At 64.8% G+C, this 18,739-nt stretch carries 18 protein-coding genes; 12 read left to right on the top strand and 6 right to left on the bottom strand.

All coding sequences use genetic code 11. The features are described 5' to 3' along the window. Nucleotides 1-136 precede the first annotated feature (136 nt). Nucleotides 137-388, top strand: coding sequence for a hypothetical protein (locus QX121_RS21675; protein WP_315738989.1), 252 nt, complete (start codon nucleotides 137-139; stop codon nucleotides 386-388). Between the two features lie 15 nt (nucleotides 389-403). Here QX121_RS21675 and purU read toward each other — a convergent pair whose 3' ends face one another. Beyond that, complete coding sequence (gene purU / locus QX121_RS21670; RefSeq protein WP_315738990.1) at nucleotides 404-1,267, bottom strand: formyltetrahydrofolate deformylase; 864 nt, start codon at nucleotides 1,265-1,267, stop codon at nucleotides 404-406. A 156-nt stretch (nucleotides 1,268-1,423) separates the two neighbouring features. On the opposite strand from purU, the gene QX121_RS21665 reads away from it, so the two are divergent. Then, nucleotides 1,424-2,266, top strand: coding sequence for a uroporphyrinogen-III synthase (locus QX121_RS21665; protein WP_315771477.1), 843 nt, complete (start codon nucleotides 1,424-1,426; stop codon nucleotides 2,264-2,266). Nucleotides 2,267-2,278: 12 nt separating this feature from the next. On the opposite strand, the gene QX121_RS21660 is transcribed toward QX121_RS21665, so the two are convergent. Continuing rightward, nucleotides 2,279-3,073 (bottom strand): N-acyl homoserine lactonase family protein, encoded by a 795-nt coding sequence (locus QX121_RS21660; RefSeq protein WP_315738992.1) that lies wholly within the window; start codon nucleotides 3,071-3,073, stop codon nucleotides 2,279-2,281. 25 nt (nucleotides 3,074-3,098) lie between these two features. Beyond that, nucleotides 3,099-3,854 (bottom strand): SDR family NAD(P)-dependent oxidoreductase, encoded by a 756-nt coding sequence (locus tag QX121_RS21655; RefSeq protein ID WP_315777073.1) that lies wholly within the window; start codon nucleotides 3,852-3,854, stop codon nucleotides 3,099-3,101. 138 nt (nucleotides 3,855-3,992) lie between these two features. Between QX121_RS21655 and QX121_RS21650 the strand changes: the two genes are divergently transcribed. After that, nucleotides 3,993-4,910 (top strand): AraC family transcriptional regulator, encoded by a 918-nt coding sequence (locus QX121_RS21650; RefSeq protein ID WP_315777189.1) that lies wholly within the window; start codon nucleotides 3,993-3,995, stop codon nucleotides 4,908-4,910. An 80-nt stretch (nucleotides 4,911-4,990) separates the two neighbouring features. On the opposite strand, the gene QX121_RS21645 is transcribed toward QX121_RS21650, so the two are convergent. The 3 genes from QX121_RS21645 to QX121_RS21635 all read right to left on the bottom strand — a co-directional run bounded on the left by QX121_RS21645 (nucleotide 4,991) and on the right by QX121_RS21635 (nucleotide 7,817). Continuing rightward, a complete protein-coding gene (locus QX121_RS21645; protein WP_315777072.1) occupies nucleotides 4,991-5,944 on the bottom strand; it encodes a GDP-L-fucose synthase in 954 nt (317 codons plus the stop codon). Next, on the bottom strand, nucleotides 5,928-6,983 hold the full coding sequence (gene gmd, locus QX121_RS21640; protein WP_409997659.1) for a GDP-mannose 4,6-dehydratase: 1,056 nt from the start codon (nucleotides 6,981-6,983) through the stop codon (nucleotides 5,928-5,930). The genes QX121_RS21645 and gmd overlap by 17 nt, the downstream gene beginning before the upstream one ends. 159 nt (nucleotides 6,984-7,142) lie before the next feature. Continuing rightward, complete coding sequence (locus QX121_RS21635; protein WP_315777070.1) at nucleotides 7,143-7,817, bottom strand: Crp/Fnr family transcriptional regulator; 675 nt, start codon at nucleotides 7,815-7,817, stop codon at nucleotides 7,143-7,145. A gap of 330 nt (nucleotides 7,818-8,147) precedes the next feature. Here QX121_RS21635 and QX121_RS21630 point away from each other — a divergent pair, with 330 nt between their 5' ends. The 9 genes from QX121_RS21630 (at nucleotide 8,148) to QX121_RS21590 (ending at nucleotide 18,427) form a co-directional block, all read left to right on the top strand. Then, nucleotides 8,148-8,969: an ABC transporter ATP-binding protein gene (locus QX121_RS21630; protein WP_315712912.1), complete on the top strand. Its 822-nt coding sequence runs from the start codon at nucleotides 8,148-8,150 to the stop codon at nucleotides 8,967-8,969. Then, nucleotides 8,966-10,897, top strand: coding sequence for a long-chain fatty acid--CoA ligase (locus tag QX121_RS21625; protein WP_315777069.1), 1,932 nt, complete (start codon nucleotides 8,966-8,968; stop codon nucleotides 10,895-10,897). Before QX121_RS21630 ends, QX121_RS21625 begins: the two co-directional genes overlap by 4 nt. Before the next feature lie 121 nt (nucleotides 10,898-11,018). Then, entirely contained in the window at nucleotides 11,019-11,912 is an 894-nt protein-coding gene (locus tag QX121_RS21620) for a branched-chain amino acid ABC transporter permease (RefSeq protein ID WP_315777068.1), read from the top strand. Between the two features lie 109 nt (nucleotides 11,913-12,021). Further along, nucleotides 12,022-13,095, top strand: coding sequence for a branched-chain amino acid ABC transporter permease (locus QX121_RS21615; RefSeq protein WP_315777067.1), 1,074 nt, complete (start codon nucleotides 12,022-12,024; stop codon nucleotides 13,093-13,095). A 58-nt stretch (nucleotides 13,096-13,153) separates the two neighbouring features. Continuing rightward, on the top strand, nucleotides 13,154-14,440 hold the full coding sequence (locus tag QX121_RS21610) for an ABC transporter substrate-binding protein (protein WP_315812981.1): 1,287 nt from the start codon (nucleotides 13,154-13,156) through the stop codon (nucleotides 14,438-14,440). 142 nt (nucleotides 14,441-14,582) lie between these two features. Continuing rightward, complete coding sequence (locus QX121_RS21605; protein WP_315759165.1) at nucleotides 14,583-15,422, top strand: ABC transporter ATP-binding protein; 840 nt, start codon at nucleotides 14,583-14,585, stop codon at nucleotides 15,420-15,422. 126 nt (nucleotides 15,423-15,548) lie between these two features. Then, complete coding sequence (locus QX121_RS21600; protein ID WP_315812980.1) at nucleotides 15,549-16,769, top strand: phenylacetate--CoA ligase family protein; 1,221 nt, start codon at nucleotides 15,549-15,551, stop codon at nucleotides 16,767-16,769. Between the two features lie 136 nt (nucleotides 16,770-16,905). After that, complete coding sequence (locus QX121_RS21595; RefSeq protein ID WP_315777064.1) at nucleotides 16,906-18,096, top strand: CoA transferase; 1,191 nt, start codon at nucleotides 16,906-16,908, stop codon at nucleotides 18,094-18,096. A 169-nt stretch (nucleotides 18,097-18,265) separates the two neighbouring features. After that, a complete protein-coding gene (locus QX121_RS21590) occupies nucleotides 18,266-18,427 on the top strand; it encodes a hypothetical protein (RefSeq protein ID WP_315739007.1) in 162 nt (53 codons plus the stop codon). Nucleotides 18,428-18,739 lie beyond the last annotated feature (312 nt).

The following is an 18,739-nucleotide window of genomic DNA, read 5'->3' as shown; positions in this document are numbered from 1 at the left end:
ATCATCGAACGGCCAAATTTTACCAATTGATGGCAAATCGTTAGGGTCCGGGCCGCGGGTCGCCCGCAGCACGAAAGGTCCCCCATCAATGCTGGCCAGACGCCACCCTCGGACCAGGCTCTTTCCGGCCGCAACGATGCTTCTGGCCGTGGCCGGGCCGATCCTCGCCGGCTGCTCGTCGATCAATGAGAAGGTCGGCGCGGGGATGGGCGATCTGATGCCGCAATGGGCCGGCGGCCTGCCGGCCGGTGCGCCGCCCCGTCCAGGAACCCCGGAATACGACCGTTTCATGCAGGAGCGCGAGCGGCAGCGGCAGATGCCGGCCGCCGAACGCGACAAGGAGACGCAGTCGAACGCCAACGCGCAGGCGACCGTCCCCGGCCGCTGACGGGCGGTTGCGACATCAATCCATGAAGACGACGGTCTTGCGCCCGTTGAGGATGACGCGATCCTCGAGGTGATAGCGGATCGCCCGCGCCAGCACGCGCCGCTCGATGTCGCGGCCCTTGCGCACGAGGTCCTCCGGCGTGTCGCGATGGCTGATGCGCTCGACATCCTGGTCGATGATCGGACCCTCATCGAGATCCCGGGTCACGTAGTGAGCTGTGGCGCCGATCAGCTTGACGCCGCGCTCATAGGCCTGGTGATAGGGTTTTGCGCCCTTGAAGCCCGGCAGGAACGAATGATGGATGTTGATGCAGCGGCCCGACAGGCTCGCCGACATCTCGTCCGACAGGATCTGCATGTAGCGCGCCAGCACGACGAGATCGGTCTTCGTCTCATCGACCAGCTTCAGGATCGCCTGCTCCTGGTCGCGCTTGGTGTCCTTGGTCACCGGCATGTGGTGGAACGGGATGTCGCCGAAATCGAGCCCGGCATAGGTCTCCCGCGGATGGTTGGAGACGATGGCGGTCGGAATCATCGCGAGGTCGCGGGTGCGCCAGCGATAGAGGATGTCGACCAGACAATGGTCGAACTTCGACACCAGCAGCATCACCCGGCGCTGCCCGGCGCGGTCGCGCATCTGCCAGTCCATCGCAAAGCGCTCGGCGATCGCGGCGAAGCCGGTCTGCAGCGCCGGCAGGTTGACGGCGAGATCGGCGGCCGTGAACACCACCCGCATGAAGAAGTGACCCGTCTCGAAGTCGCCGAACTGCTGGGCATCGAGGATGTTCTGGCCATTGTGGGCGAGGAAGGTCGAGACGGCCGAGACGATCCCGGGACGATCCGGGCAGGACAGGGTCAGGACATACTGGTGGTCGGACATGGCGATGACGTACCGGGCGGATGATGTGAGGATGAATGATGCGGCAGGCTTGGCGCCCGTTCGGGCCCTGCTCTATCACCCTCCACGCCCTTGCGCCAACGCTCGGCGCGGGGGCAGGATGAACAAAACATCAACTCTCAAACTTCGAGCATCGCCATGGCTGACAGGCTGACCGGCAACCGCATCCTGATCCTGGAAACCCGCGAGGAGGCGCAGTTCTCGCGGCTGCTCGCCGAGCAAGGCGCCGACGTGCTGCAATGTCCGATGTTCACGATCCAGGATGCGCCGGACCCCGCGCCGATCGAGGCCTGGATCCGCCGCTGCATCGAACGGCCGTTGGATGATCTCGTGCTGATGACCGGAGAAGGCCTGCGGCGGTTGATGACGGTGGTGCGGAGAATCGGGCTCGAGACCGAATTCATCGCGGCGCTTCGCAAGGCCCGCAAGTTCACCCGCGGCCCCAAGCCGGGCCGCGCCTTGCGCGAGCTCGGGCTCGAGCCGCAGGTCACGACCGAGAAGCCGACGTCGGAAGGCGTCGCCGAATTGTTGGCGCGCTTCGACCTCAAAGGCCACCGGCTCGGCCTCCAGCTCTATCCCGACAAGGATCATGCGGCGCTGATCGGCGCCATCGCGGCCGCGGGCGCCGAGGTCGATCCGGTGCTGCCCTACGTCTACGACGCCAAGGCCGCGGATGCGAATATCCTCATCGCGATCGACGAGATGATCGCCGGCCATGTCGATGCGATCGCGCTGACGAGTTCGGGTCAGCCGCGGCGGCTGTTCGACGTCGCCAAGGCACATGGCGTCGAAGACCGCCTGCGCCAGGGACTGGCGCGCACGCCGATCGCCTCCGTGGGGCCTGTGGTCACCGAGGAGCTGCATGCCCATGGCGTTGCGCCGACGATCACGCCCGCGGGCGAGGCCTATTTCATGAAACCGCTGATCTCGGCCATGGCGGTGGCGCTCAGTGGAAAGCCGCCGCGGACGGCGACGAGCTGAACGGCCCGGAACTCAATCGAAGTAGGACGGCGCGTGTGCGATCGTCGCATTCTGCACGATATCGTGGTTGATCCAGAGCTGCGCCCCCTCGGCCCGAACGACGGCATCGACGCGCGCCATCGATCGTTGCGACTGCTCCGCATCGGCGTTCATGGTCGGCACGCGGCGATGCTCCATGTTGTAGCGGTCATGCGCAACGTCGCCTGACAGCAGGATCGGCCCGGTGTTCGCGAGCCGGACCAGCAGCGAACTGTGCCCTGGCGTATGTCCTGAGGTCGCGATCACACGGATCGAACCATCACCGAACATGTCATGGTCTCCGTCCATCAGTTCGACCTTTGCCTGCCTCAGGCATTCATAAAGCAAAGGCACATAGCCATGCTGTCGATAGTCGGGACCGAACATCGCCCGATGCTCGTCCCGCTGGATGTGCCACGTGGCATGCGCGAACAGCCGCGCATTGCCGACATGGTCGAAATGCGCATGAGACAGAATGACCGTCGCCACATCCTCGGGCACAAGTCCGATATCGGCGAGTTGGCTGACGATCGGGCGCGCAACGACGCCCCTGATGCCGTGGGCGATGATCCGGCCGCCGGCCTCCTCTGCGATCGTATCCTCGATGCCGGTATCCCACATGATCCAGGCGCCGCCACGATGGATCAGGTAGGCATTGCAGCTCAACGTGACCTGTTCGCCCTCCCACTGTCCCGGCGTATAAACCGATCGATCAGGCGCGACCGCGAGCCCGGCATCCAGCACGTAGAGCCGATCGATGGTGCCGGCGGGTCCTGCTGAAACTGACATGGGAGATCTCCCGGATTTGCTCGTCTCAGATGCCTTGTCCACCCGAGACTTCGATCCGCTGCGCGTTGACCCAGCGATTGTCCTCCGACAGCAGGCTCGCGATCATCGGCCCGATGTCGTCGGGCAGGCCGGCGCGGCCGAGCGCGGTGATGTCCGCAAACACCTTGTTGATCTCGGGATTGTCGCGAACTACCCCGCCGCCGAAATCGGTCTCGATCGCGCCGGGCGCCACCGTGTTGACCGCGATCCTGCGGCCCCCCAATTCCTTCGCCATGTAACGGGTCAGCACCTCGACCGCGCCTTTGACCGCCGCATAGGCGGCGTAACCGGGAAACGACGTACGGGTCAGGCCGGAGGACAGGTTGACGATGCGGCCGCCATCGGCGAGCAATGGCAGCAATGTCTGCGTCAGGAAATAGACGCCCTTGAAATGGACGTCGACCAGGCGATCGAATTGCGCCTCAGTGGTCTGGCCGATCAAGGCATAGTCGCCATGGCCGGCATTGTTGACGAGATGGTCAAACGTCTCTCGGCCCCAGGTCTCGCGCAACGCGGTCCGCAGCCGCTCGGCAAACGACATGAAACCTGCGACGTCACCGGTGTCCAGTTGCAAGGCGACAGCCTTGCGGCCCAGCGCAGCGATCTCCGCCATGACCGCGTGAGCGTCGTCCACTCTGGACTGGTAGGTGAGGACGACGTCGCCACCGCGGCGGGCGATGTTGAGCGCGGCGTTGCGGCCGAGGCCTCGGCTCGAACCGGTCACGAGAGCAATCTTGGTCATGGTCTGAACTCCTGCGGTCTTGACCACCCCGATATCGACCAGGCGCGCGCGCCTTTGTTGCCGGAAGCTCGCCGCTTCTTGCCTAATCCTCCAAAATGCGGTGCATCGCCGGCGTCGACCGGTTAGGCTCGGACCATGATGAGCACGCTCCTTCACGCCGTGGGCCGCCACGCCGAAGCCCATGCCGACGGTGCCGGTATTGGCCAAACACCAATCCCGGGCCTGATGACCGTACGGGCGACCGCGCCCAGCGGCCTCCTCTACGCGATCTCGCGGCCGCTGGTCTGCCTCGTCGTGCAGGGGAGCAAGCATGTCACGATGGGCGGCCAGGGCTTCGGCTTTTCCGCTGGGGATTCGCTGTTGATCACGGCCGACGTGCCGACCGTCAGCCAGATCACGCGCGCAAGCATCGCGGCGCCCTATCTCTCGCTCGTGCTCGAGCTCGATCCGGCGATTCTCACCGATCTCTCGGCACAGATGGATGACGCCGGCGGAGACGACCAAACGCCGGTCCGAGTCGACCCGACCGATCGCGAGGTGGCCGACGCTGCACTACGTCTGATGCGCTTGCTCGATCGTCCGGAATCGATACCGGTGCTGCGGGGACAGTTGTTGCGCGAGATGCACTACTGGCTGTTGACCGGCCGGCATGGAACGGCGATCCGTCGTCTCGGCTGGCCGGATGGCCACGCGCAGCGTATCGCACGCGCAGTGGCCGTGCTGCGCACCGAGTTTGCACGGCCCTTGCGGGTCGAGCAATTGGCGGCCGTCGCGGGCATGAGCCCGTCGTCATTCCACCAGCACTTCCGCAGCCTCACCTCACTGTCGCCGCTCCAGTTCCAGAAGCAGCTTCGGCTGATCGAGGCGCGACGGCTTATGCTGGCGGAGGGCATGACCGCAGGCAGCGCGGCCTTTGCCGTCGGCTATGAGAGTGTGCCGCAGTTCACGCGCGAATACGGCCGGATGTTCGGCTCGTCGCCGGTGCGCGAGATCAAGGCGGTGCGCAGCAAGATAGGGGCTGTGCAAGGAGCCGCCGAGGGACGCGCGGCCGAATGACAGGGGGTCGCGGAGCAAGTCAGCGTCTCACGTTCGGTCCTGGACGGCTTCGACGCTGCCGCGGCTCGCAAGGACGGACGTTACTCTGCGCCATGCCCCGTCTCCTTGAGGAACGACTGATACGCACGCGCGAGGCCGTCCTGAAGCGAAGTCGTGGCGCGCCAGCCCAGCTTCGCGAGCCGTGACACGTCGAGCAGCTTGCGCGGCGTGCCGTCGGGCCTTGAGGTATCGAAGCCGATGGCTCCTGTGTAGCCGACGGCCGCTGCAACGACGCGCGCGAAATCGGCGATCGTGATGTCCTCGCCGGTGCCGATGTTGACCAGCTCCGAATCCGAATAGGTCTTCATCAGATGCACGCAGGCATCCGCCATGTCGTCGACATAAAGGAATTCGCGGCGCGGCGTGCCGGTGCCCCAGACCACGACCTCGCCGGCACCCGCAAGCCTGGCCTCGTGGAAGCGGCGGATCAGCGCCGCGACGACGTGGCTGTATTCAGGATGGTAGTTGTCGCCGGGACCATAGAGATTGGTCGGCATCACGTTGATGAAGTCGGCGCCGTACTGGCTGCGATAGGCCTCGACCATCTTGATGCCGGCGATCTTGGCAATCGCATAGGGCTCGTTGGTCGGCTCCAACGGCCCGGTCAGCATCGCGTCCTCGCGCAACGGCTGGGGGGCGAGCTTGGGATAGATGCAGGACGAGCCGAGAAACATCAGCTTCTCGGCGCCGTTCACATGCGCGGCGTGGATGACATTGGCAGCAATCGCGATGTTGTCGTAGATGAACTCGGCGCGCAGCGTGTTGTTGGCGACGATGCCGCCGACCTTCGCCGCAGCGAGGAACACGACCTGCGGCCTGGCGCGCGCGAACCATGCGAACACGGCCGCCTGATCGCGCAGATCGACCTCGCTGCGCGGCACCGTCAGCAGCTCGACGCCTTCGCTCGCCAGCCGCCGCACCAGCGCGCTGCCGACCATGCCGCGATGGCCCGCGACGAAGACACGCTTGCCGCCGAGATCAAACGGCGTTGCCAATGCTCGCCTCCCGCCGCGCGGCGCACAGATCGCTGGCGACCATTTCCTTGACCAGCTCGGCGAAGCTCGTCCTCGGTTTCCAGCCGAGCTTGTCGCGCGCCTTGCTGCAATCGCCGATCAAGAGGTCGACCTCGGTCGGGCGGAAATAGGTCGGGTCGATCCGCACCACCACCTTGCCGGACTTGGCGTCGATCCCGGTCTCCTCGACCCCCTCGCCGCGCCATTCGATGCGGCGATCGACCTCGGCGAAGGCGAGCTCGACCAGCTCGCGCACCGAATGGGCCTCACCGGTCGCCAGCACGAAATCGTCGGGCGTATCGGCCTGCAGGATGCGATGCATGCCCTCGACATAGTCGCGCGCATGGCCCCAGTCGCGCTTGGCCTCGAGATTGCCGAGATAGATCGTCTCCTCCAGGCCGATCTCGATGCGGGCGACGCCGCGGGTGATCTTGCGGGTCACGAAGGTCTCGCCACGGATCGGGCTCTCATGGTTGAACAGGATGCCGTTGCAGGCGAACATCCCATAGGCCTCGCGATAGTTCACGGTGATCCAGTAGCCATAGAGCTTGGCGCAGCCGTAGGGCGAGCGCGGATAGAACGGCGTGGTCTCTCGCTGCGGGATCTCCTGCACCAGACCGTACAGCTCCGAGGTCGAGGCCTGGTAGAAGCGCGTCTGCTTCTCCATGCCGAGAATGCGAATGGCTTCCAACAAGCGCAGAACCCCGAGCGCATCGGCATTGGCCGTGTATTCCGGGCTCTCGAAGCTGACGCCGACATGGCTCTGGGCGGCGAGATTGTAGATCTCGTCGGGGCGGATCTGCTGCACCAGCCGGATCAGGTTGGTGGAATCGGTCATGTCGCCGTAATGCAGCAGGAACGGCACGTTGCCTTCGTGCGGATCCTGGTAAAGATGATCGACCCGCGCGGTATTGAAGGATGACGACCGCCGCTTGATGCCGTGCACGGTGTAGCCGAGGCCGAGCAGATATTCGGCCAAATAAGCGCCATCCTGGCCGGTGACGCCCGTAATCAGCGCCACGCGACCGCTGCAATCCTGCCCCGCCATACTCACTCCAACACCGTCTCGGCCCTTCAAGGCCGGAGTTCCCGGTGAGCAGTCCACAGCCGAGGCCGCGGGTCAAGCTCAACGACGAACCAGCGCCGGATAGACCCTGAAGGGGCCTGCGAAAAGCGGAATCTAATCCCCGTAACAGCGCAGGCTGTCGAGATCGATGACCGTCACTCCGCCATATTCCACGCGCAGCAGGCCTTCGCGCTCCAGCGTCTTCAGGCATTGATTGGCATTCTGCCGCGACAGGCCCGAGAGCGCTCCGATCTCCTCCTGGGTGATCTCCAGGTGACGGGTCGTATTCGGGTAGAGGATCGGATTGAACAGCGAAGCGATGCTGCGGGCGAGCCGCGCCGTCGCATCCAGCGTGCGGCCGACCTCGACCAGGCCGATGAACTGGCCGAGCCGCTCGTTGAGCTGGGTGACGAGGAAGCGGTTGAAGCCGACGCTGTTCTCGAACAGCCACATGAAGGTCGGCCGCTCCATCAGCGCGACGCGCGTATCGCGCAGCGCCACGACATCATAGCGGCGCGGCTCGTTCTTCAGCACGCTGCCCTCGCCGAACCAGGCGCCCGCCGACATGCCGGCGAAGGTGGTGGCCTTGCCGCCGCGTGACACCGTGCTCATGCGTGCCAGACCGGTGACGATGCCGGTCCAGTATTCGAACGGGTCGCCGCGAACGAAGATGTGCTCGTTGGCCGCATAGGAACGCTCGACGATGCCGGACGAGGCGGTGTCGATTTCCTCGGGCTTCAAATGGCGGGACCATGGCGCGATGCGCAGAAGGGTATCGGAAGAGATCAAGCCGTCATCTCGTCTCGTGGAAGCTCGCGGCGACCATATTGCATCGCAACAATCCTGCGGTGAAATTTGCCTGGGAAATGTCAGGCGCAAGACAGTTCCTGATAGCGCTTTCCCCTATCGAGGACCACCGCCTTCGACTCGCGCATCCTGGGACGGGATGACGCGCGCCTGAGATGCGGCAAAATGCACCCGCTCGGGTGGCCCGTCATTCGTCGGATGGCGCGGAACCGATGCCCGGGATAGGATTGCAACCGATGCGACGAACTCAACGTCGCACGACACAATGCCTGAAGAGCGCGCCAAGCGCCGAAGACAGTTCGGGAGGACGACTTGGACTATACGTTGGAAGCGCGCGGAGTCTCGCTGCGTTTCGGTGGGGTGAGAGCCCTGACCGACGTCAGCTTCGGCGTGCGCGAAGGCGAGCTGTTCTCGATCATCGGCCCCAACGGCGCCGGCAAGACCTCGATCGTCAACTGCATCTCCGGCCGCTACAAGCCGACCGAGGGCCGCCTGTTCCATCGCGGCCGCGACATCACCGGCCTGCCGCCGAGCGCGCGCGCCAACATCGGCATCGGCCGCACCTTCCAGAACCTCGCGCTGTTCCACCACATGAGCGTGCTCGACAACATCATGGTCGGGCGGCATCACCTTTTGAAGAACAACTTCCTCACCGGCTCGCTCTATTGGCTCACCGGCGCACGGCGGGAGGAGCTGAAGCATCGGGAGAAGGTCGAGCAGATCATCGACTTCCTCGACCTGCAGTCGGTGCGCAAGGCGCCGGCCGGCACCCTCTCCTACGGTTTGCGCAAGCGCGTCGAGCTGGCGCGCGCGATGGCGCTCGAGCCGCATCTCATCCTTCTCGACGAGCCGATGGCCGGCATGAACTTCGAGGAGAAGGAGGACATGGCGCGCTACATCGTCGACCTCAACGAGGAATTCGGCATGACGGTCGTGATGATCGAGCACGACATGGGCGTGGTCATGGACATCTCCCATCGCGTCATGGTGCTCGATTTCGGCCGCAAGATCGCCGAAGGCGACCCAGCCGCCGTGCTCGCCGATCCCCACGTCAAGCGCGCCTATCTCGGCGAGGAGGACGAGCTGCTGGTCGATCCCGACGAGGCGCCGTCCATCGCGGAGGACGCGGCATGATGGACTATGCAGGGCGCGTCCGGCAGGCCGACACCTATCCGAAGCTGCTGCGCCTCAATGCAAGCGAGCACGGCAAGGAGATTGCGCTGCGCGAGAAGAATCTCGGGCTGTGGAGGACCTTCACCTGGGTCGACTACCAGGCGCGGGTGCGCGACTTCGCGCTCGGCATGGTCGAGCTCGGGCTCGGCAAGGACGATGTGGTCGGAATCATCGGCGACAACCGGCCGGACTGGGTCGCGGCCGAAATCGCGACCCACGCGATCCGGGCCTTGAGCCTGGGCCTCTATCGCGATGTGCTCGATGACGAGGCGGCCTATCTCTTGAACTATGGCGAGGCGCGGCTGGTCTTCGCCGAGGACGAGGAGCAGGTCGACAAGCTCTTGAACCTCGCCGACCGCGTGCCGGTGCTCAAGCACATCGTCTATTCCGATCCGCGCGGCATGCGCAAATATGACGATCCCCGGCTGCTGCCGGCCGACAAGCTCGCCGAGCTCGGCCGCAACAGAGCGGCGCGCGAGCCCGGCCTCTACGACCACATGGTCGATGCGACAAACGGCGATGACGTCGCGATCCTCTGCACCACCTCGGGCACGACATCGCATCCCAAGCTCGCGATGCTCTCGGCGGCGCGCGTGCTGAAACACTGCGCCACCTATCTCAGCTTCGATCCCAAAGGCCCCAACGATGAATACGTCTCGGTGCTGCCGCTGCCCTGGATCATGGAACAGGTCTATGTGCTCGGCAAAGGTCTGCTCTGCCGGATGAAGGTCAACTTCGTCGAAGAGCCGGATACGATGATGAACGACTTCCGCGAGATCGCGCCGACCTTCGTGCTGTTCGCACCAAGGGTGTGGGAGCAGATCGCGGCCGACGTTCGTGCCGCCGTCATGGACGCCTCGCCGCTGAAGCAGCGGCTCTATCATCTGGGCATGTCGACCGGCCTCGCCGCGCTGGAGAAGGGTCAGCATTCGAGCTTTGCCGATCTGCTGCTGTTCCGTGCGCTGCGCGACCGGCTCGGCTTCACCCGGCTACGTTCGGCCGCCACCGGCGGCGCCGCGCTCGGGCCCGACACGTTCAAGTTCTTCCGCGCCATGGGCGTGCCCCTGCGCACGCTCTACGGCCAGACCGAGCTGCTGGGGGCCTACACGCTGCACCCCGACGACAAGGTCGATCCCGACACGACCGGCGTGCCGATGTCCCAGGACATCGAGATCAAGATCGACCAGCCCGACAGCCAGGGCATCGGCGAGATCCTGGTGCGCCACCCGAACATGTTCTTGGGCTACTACAAGAACCCGGAGGCCTCGACCGCCGACGTCAAGGACGGTTGGATGCACTCGGGCGACGCCGGCTATTTCAACCGAGAGAAGCAACTCGTCGTCATCGACCGCATCAAGGATCTCGCCGAGACCGCACGCGGCGAACGCTTCTCGCCGCAATATATCGAGAACAAGCTGAAATTCTCGCCCTACATTGCGGAAGCCGTCGTGCTCGGTGCCGGCCGCGAGCATCTGGCGGCGATGATCTGCATCCGCTACTCGATCATCTCGAAATGGGCGGAGAAGAACCGCATCGCGTTCACCACCTACTCCGATCTCGCCTCGCGCAACGAGGTCTATGCGCTGCTGCAGCGGGAAGTGGAAACGGTCAACGCGACCTTGCCCCCGGCGCAGCGCATCGCCCGCTTCCTCCTGCTCTACAAGGAGCTCGACGCCGACGACGGCGAGCTGACCCGCACCCGCAAAGTCCGCCGCAGCGTCATCAACGAGAAATACGCCGGCATCATCGACGGGATCTATGGCGGCAAGCCGGACATCCCGGTGGACACCATCATCCGCTTCCAGGACGGCACCACCCAGCGCATCCGCACCACGCTGAAGGTCGTCGACCTCGGCGACCATGGACCCATGGCGGAGGCCGCGGAGTGATGAGTCTTCCGTCACATGAGATCGTCATGCGCGGGCTCGACCCGCGCATCCATCCTATTGCGAAAATCTCTGATGCGATGGATCGCCGGGTCAAGCCCGGCGATGACGAGTGAGACCGATCATGAACACCGCCTTCCTCCTCCAACTCCTCGTCAACGGCCTCGTGGTCGGCACGCTCTACGGCGTGGTCGCGATGTCTTTCGTGCTGATCTACAAGGCGACGCAGGTCGTCAATTTCGCGCAAGGCGAGCTGCTCCTGATCGGCGCCTGGGTGTGCTGGGCATTGCTGACGAAATATCAAGTGCCTTTCTGGGTGGGCATGCCGCTCACGCTGGTCTTCATGTTCGCGTTCGGCATCGCGATCCAGGTCGTGATCCTCCGGCCGATGATCGGCGAGCCCATCATCTCCGTCATCATGGTCACGATCGGTCTGTCGACCGTGTTCCAGGCGGCGCTGAAATGGATGTTCGGCGTCAACCCGCAGCCGTTCCCGCCGGTGTTCGCCAGCACGTCCGTCGACCTGTTCGGACTGCAAATCCAAACGGTCTACGTCATGAGCCTCGTGGTGTCGGTCCTGATGATGCTTGGCATGGCGTGGTTCTTCAAGGCTTCCAAATACGGCCTTGCGATGCGGGCCACCGCCTTCAACCAGCAGGTCGCGCAGTCGCTCGGCATCTCCGTGAAGAACGTGTTCGCGATGGCCTGGGCGATCTCGGCGACTGTCTCCGCCGTGGCCGGCGTCGTCGTCGCCGTGGTCAACGGCGTCTCCTCCGGCCTGTCGGCCTACGGCATCAAGGTGTTTCCGGCGGCGATACTCGGCGGCCTCGACTCCGTCGGCGGCGCCGTGCTCGGCGGCATCATCATCGGCCTCTTGGAGAACATCGCGCAATATGTCGACAGCCAGTATCTGCACTGGGGCAATCTCTACGAGATCGCGCCGTTCTACGTCCTGATCATCATCCTGATGATCAAGCCCTATGGCCTGTTCGGCACCAAAGACATCGAGCGGATATGAGCATGATCGCCGAAAAGTGGAGGCCGGTTTTCGGGAACGATCATGCTCAAACAAAAAGGAAGGGCGAGCCCATGACGCAATTCAAGCCTCAGGCGAGATAGAGCCCGCCATGGTCGCACGTTCCACCATCCCCGCCGGTGACTTCCGCACCTCCTACGCGGCCGACACCACGATCTTCCCGACCAGAACCAGCCGCAATTTCGCGATTGCGGGCGTGATCCTGTTGTGCTTCGCGCCGCAGGCGTTCTCCGAATACTGGCTGTCGGTCTCGATCCAGATCGGCATCTTCGCGATCGCGGCGCTTGGCCTCAACATCCTGGTCGGCTTCACCGGCCAGATCTCGATCGGCCAGGCCGGCTTCTTCCTGCTCGGCGCCTTCACCTCGGCCTACATCAACAACACCTATGCCATCCCGGTGTTCTTCGCGATCCCGCTCGCGGGCGTGATCACGGCCCTCGTTGGTCTGATCTTCGGCCTTCCGGCAGCGCGGCTGAAGGGGCTCTATCTCGTCATCGCCACCCTCGCTGCGCAATATATCCTGCTCGACTTCTTCTCCCGCGCCGAATGGTTCTCCGGCGGCTCGGTGCCGGCCTCGGCCAGTCCGTTCTCGATTCTAGGCTACACGCTGCGCGGCGACCGGCAATATTTCTATGTCGTGCTGGCCTATGTCGTGGTCTGCTACCTCCTGGTCACCAACCTGATGCGCACCCGCGACGGCCGCGCGCTGATCGCGATCCGCGACCATTATCTCTCGGCCGAGATCATGGGCATCAACCTGACCAAATATCGCACGCTCTCGTTCGGCCTCGCCGCCTTCTTCGCCGGCATCGCGGGCGCGCTCTACGCGCATTACCAGCTCGTGATCTCGCAGGAGGGTTTCGGCATCGAGCGCTCGATCCTCTTCCTGGCCATGATCATCATCGGCGGCACCGGATCGGTCATGGGCACATTGATGGGGACCGCGTTCGTCGTGCTGCTGCCGGAATCGATGGAGTGGCTCAGCCACAATCTGAAGGGCAGTGCCATCGACAAGGCGCTCGCGCTCAACAACAACATCACTTTTTTGCGCGAGATCGCAATCGGCCTGATCATCATCGCCTTCCTGATGTTCGAGCCGGACGGGCTGGCGCATCGCTGGCGACAGATCAAGACATACTGGAAGCTTTATCCGTTCTCACATTGAACTCAACCAACAGGGACCGGCGACAATCCGGCCCGAACGCACCACAGGAGGAAGCACTATGACGATGAAATCATTGCTGGGCTCGGCGGCTCTCGCGCTGCTCGCAGGCGCCTTCGCTTCAACGGCGCAGGCGCAGCAGATCGCGATCGGCCATCTGCAGGATCTGTCGGGCGGCACGTCCGACGTCGGTACACCCTATGGCCAGGCCGTCGTCGACAGCTTCGCCTGGGTCAACAAGAACGGCGGCATCGGCGGCAAGCAGCTCGCGGTCGATAGCAACGACTATGGCTACCAGGTGCCGCGCGCGATCGCACTGTACAAGAAGTGGTCGGCGCCGGACAACAAGGTCGCGGCGATCATGGGCTGGGGCACGGCTGACACCGAGGCGCTGACCGGCTTCCTCGCCAACGACAAGATCCCTGACATGTCGGGCTCCTACGCCGCCGCGCTGACCGACCCCGAAGGCACCAGCGGCAAGGCCAAGCCCGCCCCGTATAACTTTTTCTACGGCCCGAGCTACTCGGACGCGCTGCGCGCCGAGCTGACCTGGGCGGCCGAGGACTGGAAGGCCAAGGGCAAGCCGGGCAAGCCGAAATTCGTCCACATGGGCGCCAACCACCCCTATCCCAACGCGCCGAAGGCTGCGGGCGAAGCGCTCGCCACCGAGCTCGGCTTCGAGGTGCTGCCGCCGCTGGTGTTCGCGCTCGCGCCCGGCGACTACAGCGCGCAGTGCCTGAGCCTGAAGAGCTCGGGCGCGAACTACGCCTATCTGGGCAACACCGCGGCGTCCAACATCTCGGTGATGAAGGCCTGCAAGAATGCCGGCGTCGAGGTGCAGTTCCTGTCCAACGTCTGGGGCATGGACGAGAACGCCGCCAAGACCGCGGGCGATGCCGCCAACGGCGTCGTCTTTCCGCTGCGCACCTCGGTGGCCTGGGGCGGCGATGCGCCGGGCATGAAGACGGTGCAGGAGATCTCGAAGATGTCCGACCCGACCGGCAAGGTCTACCGCCCGGTGCACTACGTCGCCGCAGTCTGCTCGTCGCTCTACATGAAGGAGGCGATCGAGTGGGCTGCGAAGAACGGCGGCGCCACCGGCGAGAACGTCGCCAAGGGCTTCTACCAGAAGAAGGACTGGGTGCCCGCAGGGATGGAAGGCGTCTGCAGCCCCTCGACCTGGACCGAGAAGGACCACCGCGGCACCATGAAGGTCGACCTCTATCGCGCGCGCGTGACGGGTCCGACGGATGGCGACCTCAACGACCTCATGGCCAAGGGCGTGATCAAGCTCGAGAAGGTCAAGACCATCGAGCTGCCGCGCAAAGCCGAATGGGCTGGGTGGTAGTTCCTTACACCAGCGTCATGGCCGGGCAGAAGCGCGAAGCGCGTCTTTGCACAATCTCCCGGCCATCCACGTCTTGCTTCACACGCTGATAGGCGTGGATGCCCGGGTCAAGCCCGGGCATGACGACGGATAGAGTGTCGCCATGACCGATACACTGGAAAATCTGCGGACGGCCGCAACTGCTGGGGCACCCGCCCCCCTGCTCTCCGTCCGCAACATCGAGGTCGTCTATGACGACGTCATCCTGGTGCTGCGCGGGCTGAGCCTCGACGTGCCCAAGGGCGCGATCGTCGCGCTGCTCGGCGCGAACGGCGCCGGCAAGTCGACGACGCTGAAGGCGATCTCCGGACTCTTGAAGACCGAGGACGGCGAGGTGACGCGCGGCGAGATCATGTTCGACGGCGCGCGCATCGACGGCATCGATCCGGAGAAGATCGTCCGCCGCGGCATCTTCCAGGTGATGGAAGGACGCCGCATCGTCTCCGACATGACCTCGCTGGAGAACCTCAAGCTCGGCGCCTTCACGCGCAGCGATCGCGAGGTCAACAGCGACATCGAGATGGTGTTCAACTATTTCCCGCGGCTGAAGGAGCGCACCGGCCTCGCGGGCTATCTCTCCGGCGGCGAGCAGCAGATGCTGGCGATCGGGCGCGCGCTGATGGCGCGGCCAAAGATGATCCTGATGGACGAGCCGTCGATGGGTCTGTCGCCGCTGCTGGTCAAGGAGGTGTTCGCGATCATCAAGGAGATCAACCGCGATCTCGGCGTCACCATCCTGCTGGTCGAACAGAACGCGCGCGCGGCGCTGTCGGTCGCCAGCCACGGCTACATCATGGAACAGGGCAAGGTGGTGCTCGACGGCACCGCAGATGCCTTGCGCGACAATGAGGACGTCAAGGAGTTCTACCTTGGCGGCGCCGGCGACCAGCGCAAGAGCTTCAAGAACCTGAAGAGCTTCAAGCGGCGGAAGCGGTGGCTGTAGCCGAACTCTCTCCTCGTCATGGCCGGGCTTGACCCGGCCATCCACGCGCGAGCCGCAACGACGAACGACGTGGATGCCCGGGACAAGCCCGGGCATGACGACCGCAAGATTCAAGGACTGGGTACGATGACCCACTACGACGCCCTCGAAACCCGTGATCCCGCAGCCCGCGAGCAGGATCTGTTCGGCCGCCTGCCCGACGTGCTGCACGCGGCGATGAAGGCGCCGGCCTATGCCGCGCTGCTGCAGGGGATCGATCCCCAGGACATCACGACACGCGCCGCGCTCGCGCAGTTGCCGGTGCTGCGCAAGTCGGAGCTGCCGGCGCTGCACAAGGCGGCGCCGCCATTCGGCGGCTTCGTCGCGCAGGCGCCCGGCGCGTTCTCGCGCCTGTTCACGTCTCCCGGGCCGATCTTCGAGCCGGAAGCAGCTCACAACGATCCCTGGCGCGGCGCCCGCGCGCTGTTTGCCTCCGGCTTCCGTCCCGGCGACGTCGTGCTGAACACCTTCAGCTATCACCTCACGCCCGGCGGCTTCATCTTCGACGCCTCGGCGCGCGCGCTCGGCTGCGCGGTGATCCCGGCGGGGCCAGGGAACACCGAGGCGCAGTTCGAGCTGATCGAGGCCTACCGGCCGATCGGCTACAGCGGCACGCCGGACTTCCTGAAGATCCTGCTCGACGGCGCCGCCAGCGCCGGTCGCGACGTCTCCTCGATCAAGCGCGCGCTGGTGTCGGGCGCGGCGTTCCCGCCATCGCTGCAGGCCGAGATCAAGGGCCGCGGCATCGACGCCTATCAGGCGTTCGGCACCGCCGATCTCGGCATCGTCGCCTACGAGACCGCCGCGCGCGAGGGCATGGTGGTCAACGAGGACCTGATCTTCGAAATCGCCCGGCCCGGCACCGGCGATCCGGTCCAAGAGGGCGATGTCGGCGAGATCGTCGTCACCTCGCTCGATCCCCACCATCCTTGGATTCGCCTGGCACTCGGCGATCTCACCGCCGCTCTCCCGGGTCTCAGTCCGTGTGGCCGCACCAACATGCGGATCAAGGGCTGGATGGGGCGCGCCGACCAGACCACCAAGATCAAGGGCATGTTCGTGCGCCCCGAGCAGGTCGCCGAGATCGGCAAGCGCCACCCGGAGCTCGGCCGCCTCCGCCTGGTCGTAACCCGTGCCGGCGAGACCGACGCGATGACCTTGAAGGCCGAGTGCGCGGCGCCCGCAGCCGACCTGCAAGAGGCGCTGGCCGCCAGCCTGCGCAGCGTCACCAAGCTCAGCGGCCAAGTCGAGCTGGTCGCGCCAGGCACGCTGCCCAACGATGGCAAAGTGATCGCCGACGAGCGGTGAGCGCGCGCAAGTTCCGCTCAAGTAGAAGCCCTGCACCAGCGGCATGAGCAGCGCGGCACGCACCGCTGTCCGCGCAATTGTCGCGCTGCGCGCGCTCTCCTATACAGCCATGTCGCCTCTCTCGGAGTTCGTCCGCATGGCCTTCCCGCGCGCATCCAAAGCCCTGTCCCGCTTCACTGTCCTCGATTTGACGCGGGTGCGCGCCGGCCCGACCTGCGCGCGGCAGTTCGCCGATTGGGGCGCCAACGTCATCAAGATCGACGCCATGATGGAGGATGGCGGCGAAGCGCTTGGCGGCCCGCGCCGCGGCGCCGACTTCCAGAACCTGCATCGCAACAAGCGCGCGATGACGCTCAATCTGAAGGATCCGAAGGGCGTCGACGTGTTCATGCGGCTCGCCGAAAAAGCCGACGTCGTGATCGAGAACTACCGGCCCGACGTCAAGACCAAGCTCGGCATCGACTATGAGGCGGTGCGCAAGGTCAATCCGCGCATCGTCTATGGCAGCATCTCCGGCTTCGGCCAGGATGGTCCCTATGCCAAGCGGCCCGGTTTCGACCAGATCGCGCAGGGCATGGGCGGGCTGATGTCGATCACCGGGGCACCTGGCGAGGGTCCGATGCGCGCGGGCATCCCGATCGCAGATCTCTCGGCAGGGCTCTCTTGCGCGATGGGTATCCTCACGGCGCTGCTCGAGCGCGAGGTCTCCGGCGAGGGCCAGTGGGTCCAGACCTCGCTGCTGCAGGCGCAGATCTTCATGCTCGACTTCCAGGCCGCCCGCTGGCTGATGGAGAAGGAGGTCGCGCCGCAGGCCGGCAACAATCATCCGACCAGCATCCCGACCGGCGTGTTCAAGACCTCCGACGGCTACATCAATATCGCCGCGACCGGCGGCCGAATCTGGGAGCGGCTGTGCCAGACGCTCGGTGCCTCCCAATGGATCGACAATCCGGACTACGCGACGGCACCGGCGCGTTCGAAGAACCGCGACGCGCTCAATGCCGAGATCAACGCACGCACGCTCGCCAAGACGAGCGAGCAATGGGTCGCCGAGCTGAATGCCGCGGGCGTGCCGTGCGGGCCGATCTACGCCATCGATCAGATGTTCGAGGACCCGCAGGTCAAGCATCTCGGCATGGCGCAGCCGGTGCCGAACGACGACGGCCGCCACATCACGCTGGTGGCGCAGCCCTTCACCCTGTCGCGCACGCCCAGCCGGATGGCGGCGCGGCCGCCGGAATTCGGCGAGCAGACCGAGGAGATCCTGTCCGAATTCGGCTTCACCGACGGCGAGATCGCCGATCTCCGACTGCATCGCGTCGTGTGAGCAGGTGCAATATGTCCAAGCTGCGGCATCCCGCCGCTGTGGCCCAGATGTCACCACGTTGGAACTTCAGACTTGGCCGGATTGAGGCCAAGGCAAGATCGGGTTAATCTCTTCGCATCAGTTGATCGCGGACCCCCTCGGGGCCCGTGCGTGTGAGGAGTAGCGGATCATGAGCGCATCCGAGTTGAACGAGTTTCTGACGGCGATGAACATCGTGCGCGACGTCAACGGAGCCGCTTTGAATCACCCCGGCGCTCTGCCGTTCGACGAGACGATGCTCGACAACGAGTCCGACTGGTACCACATGCCGGTGGCCGAGAAGGCCAACTGAAGCTGACCTTCCTCGGGTTCGCGCGCTCTCTTTCCTACATCGCCTTTGCCCAAAGCCTCCTTCCGAGAAGCCGGACGGAGGCTTTTTCATTTCGAGGCGCAACCGGGATGAGCTGCGAACTCTGATCCACCGAACGCAAAAAAAGCCCGACGCAAGCGCCGGGCAAGGGATCGTCTCGGGAGGAAACATCAGGGCGCGATGACCAGAGATCAGGCACCGCGCGTGAGCAGTTCAGAACTGCCCATGAATGAAGCCTACCACTCTCCTGCCTAAAAAGCTGTCATCGCAAAGACACAACCTCTGGAGAAGCGC

The sequence above is a fragment of the Bradyrhizobium sp. SZCCHNR2028 genome (assembly GCF_032380995.1).
In the GTDB taxonomy this organism is placed as follows: Bacteria; Pseudomonadota; Alphaproteobacteria; order Rhizobiales; family Xanthobacteraceae; genus Bradyrhizobium.
The sequence above is the reverse complement of the archived record's forward strand: the minus strand, read 5'-3'. Positions and strand labels throughout refer to the sequence as shown.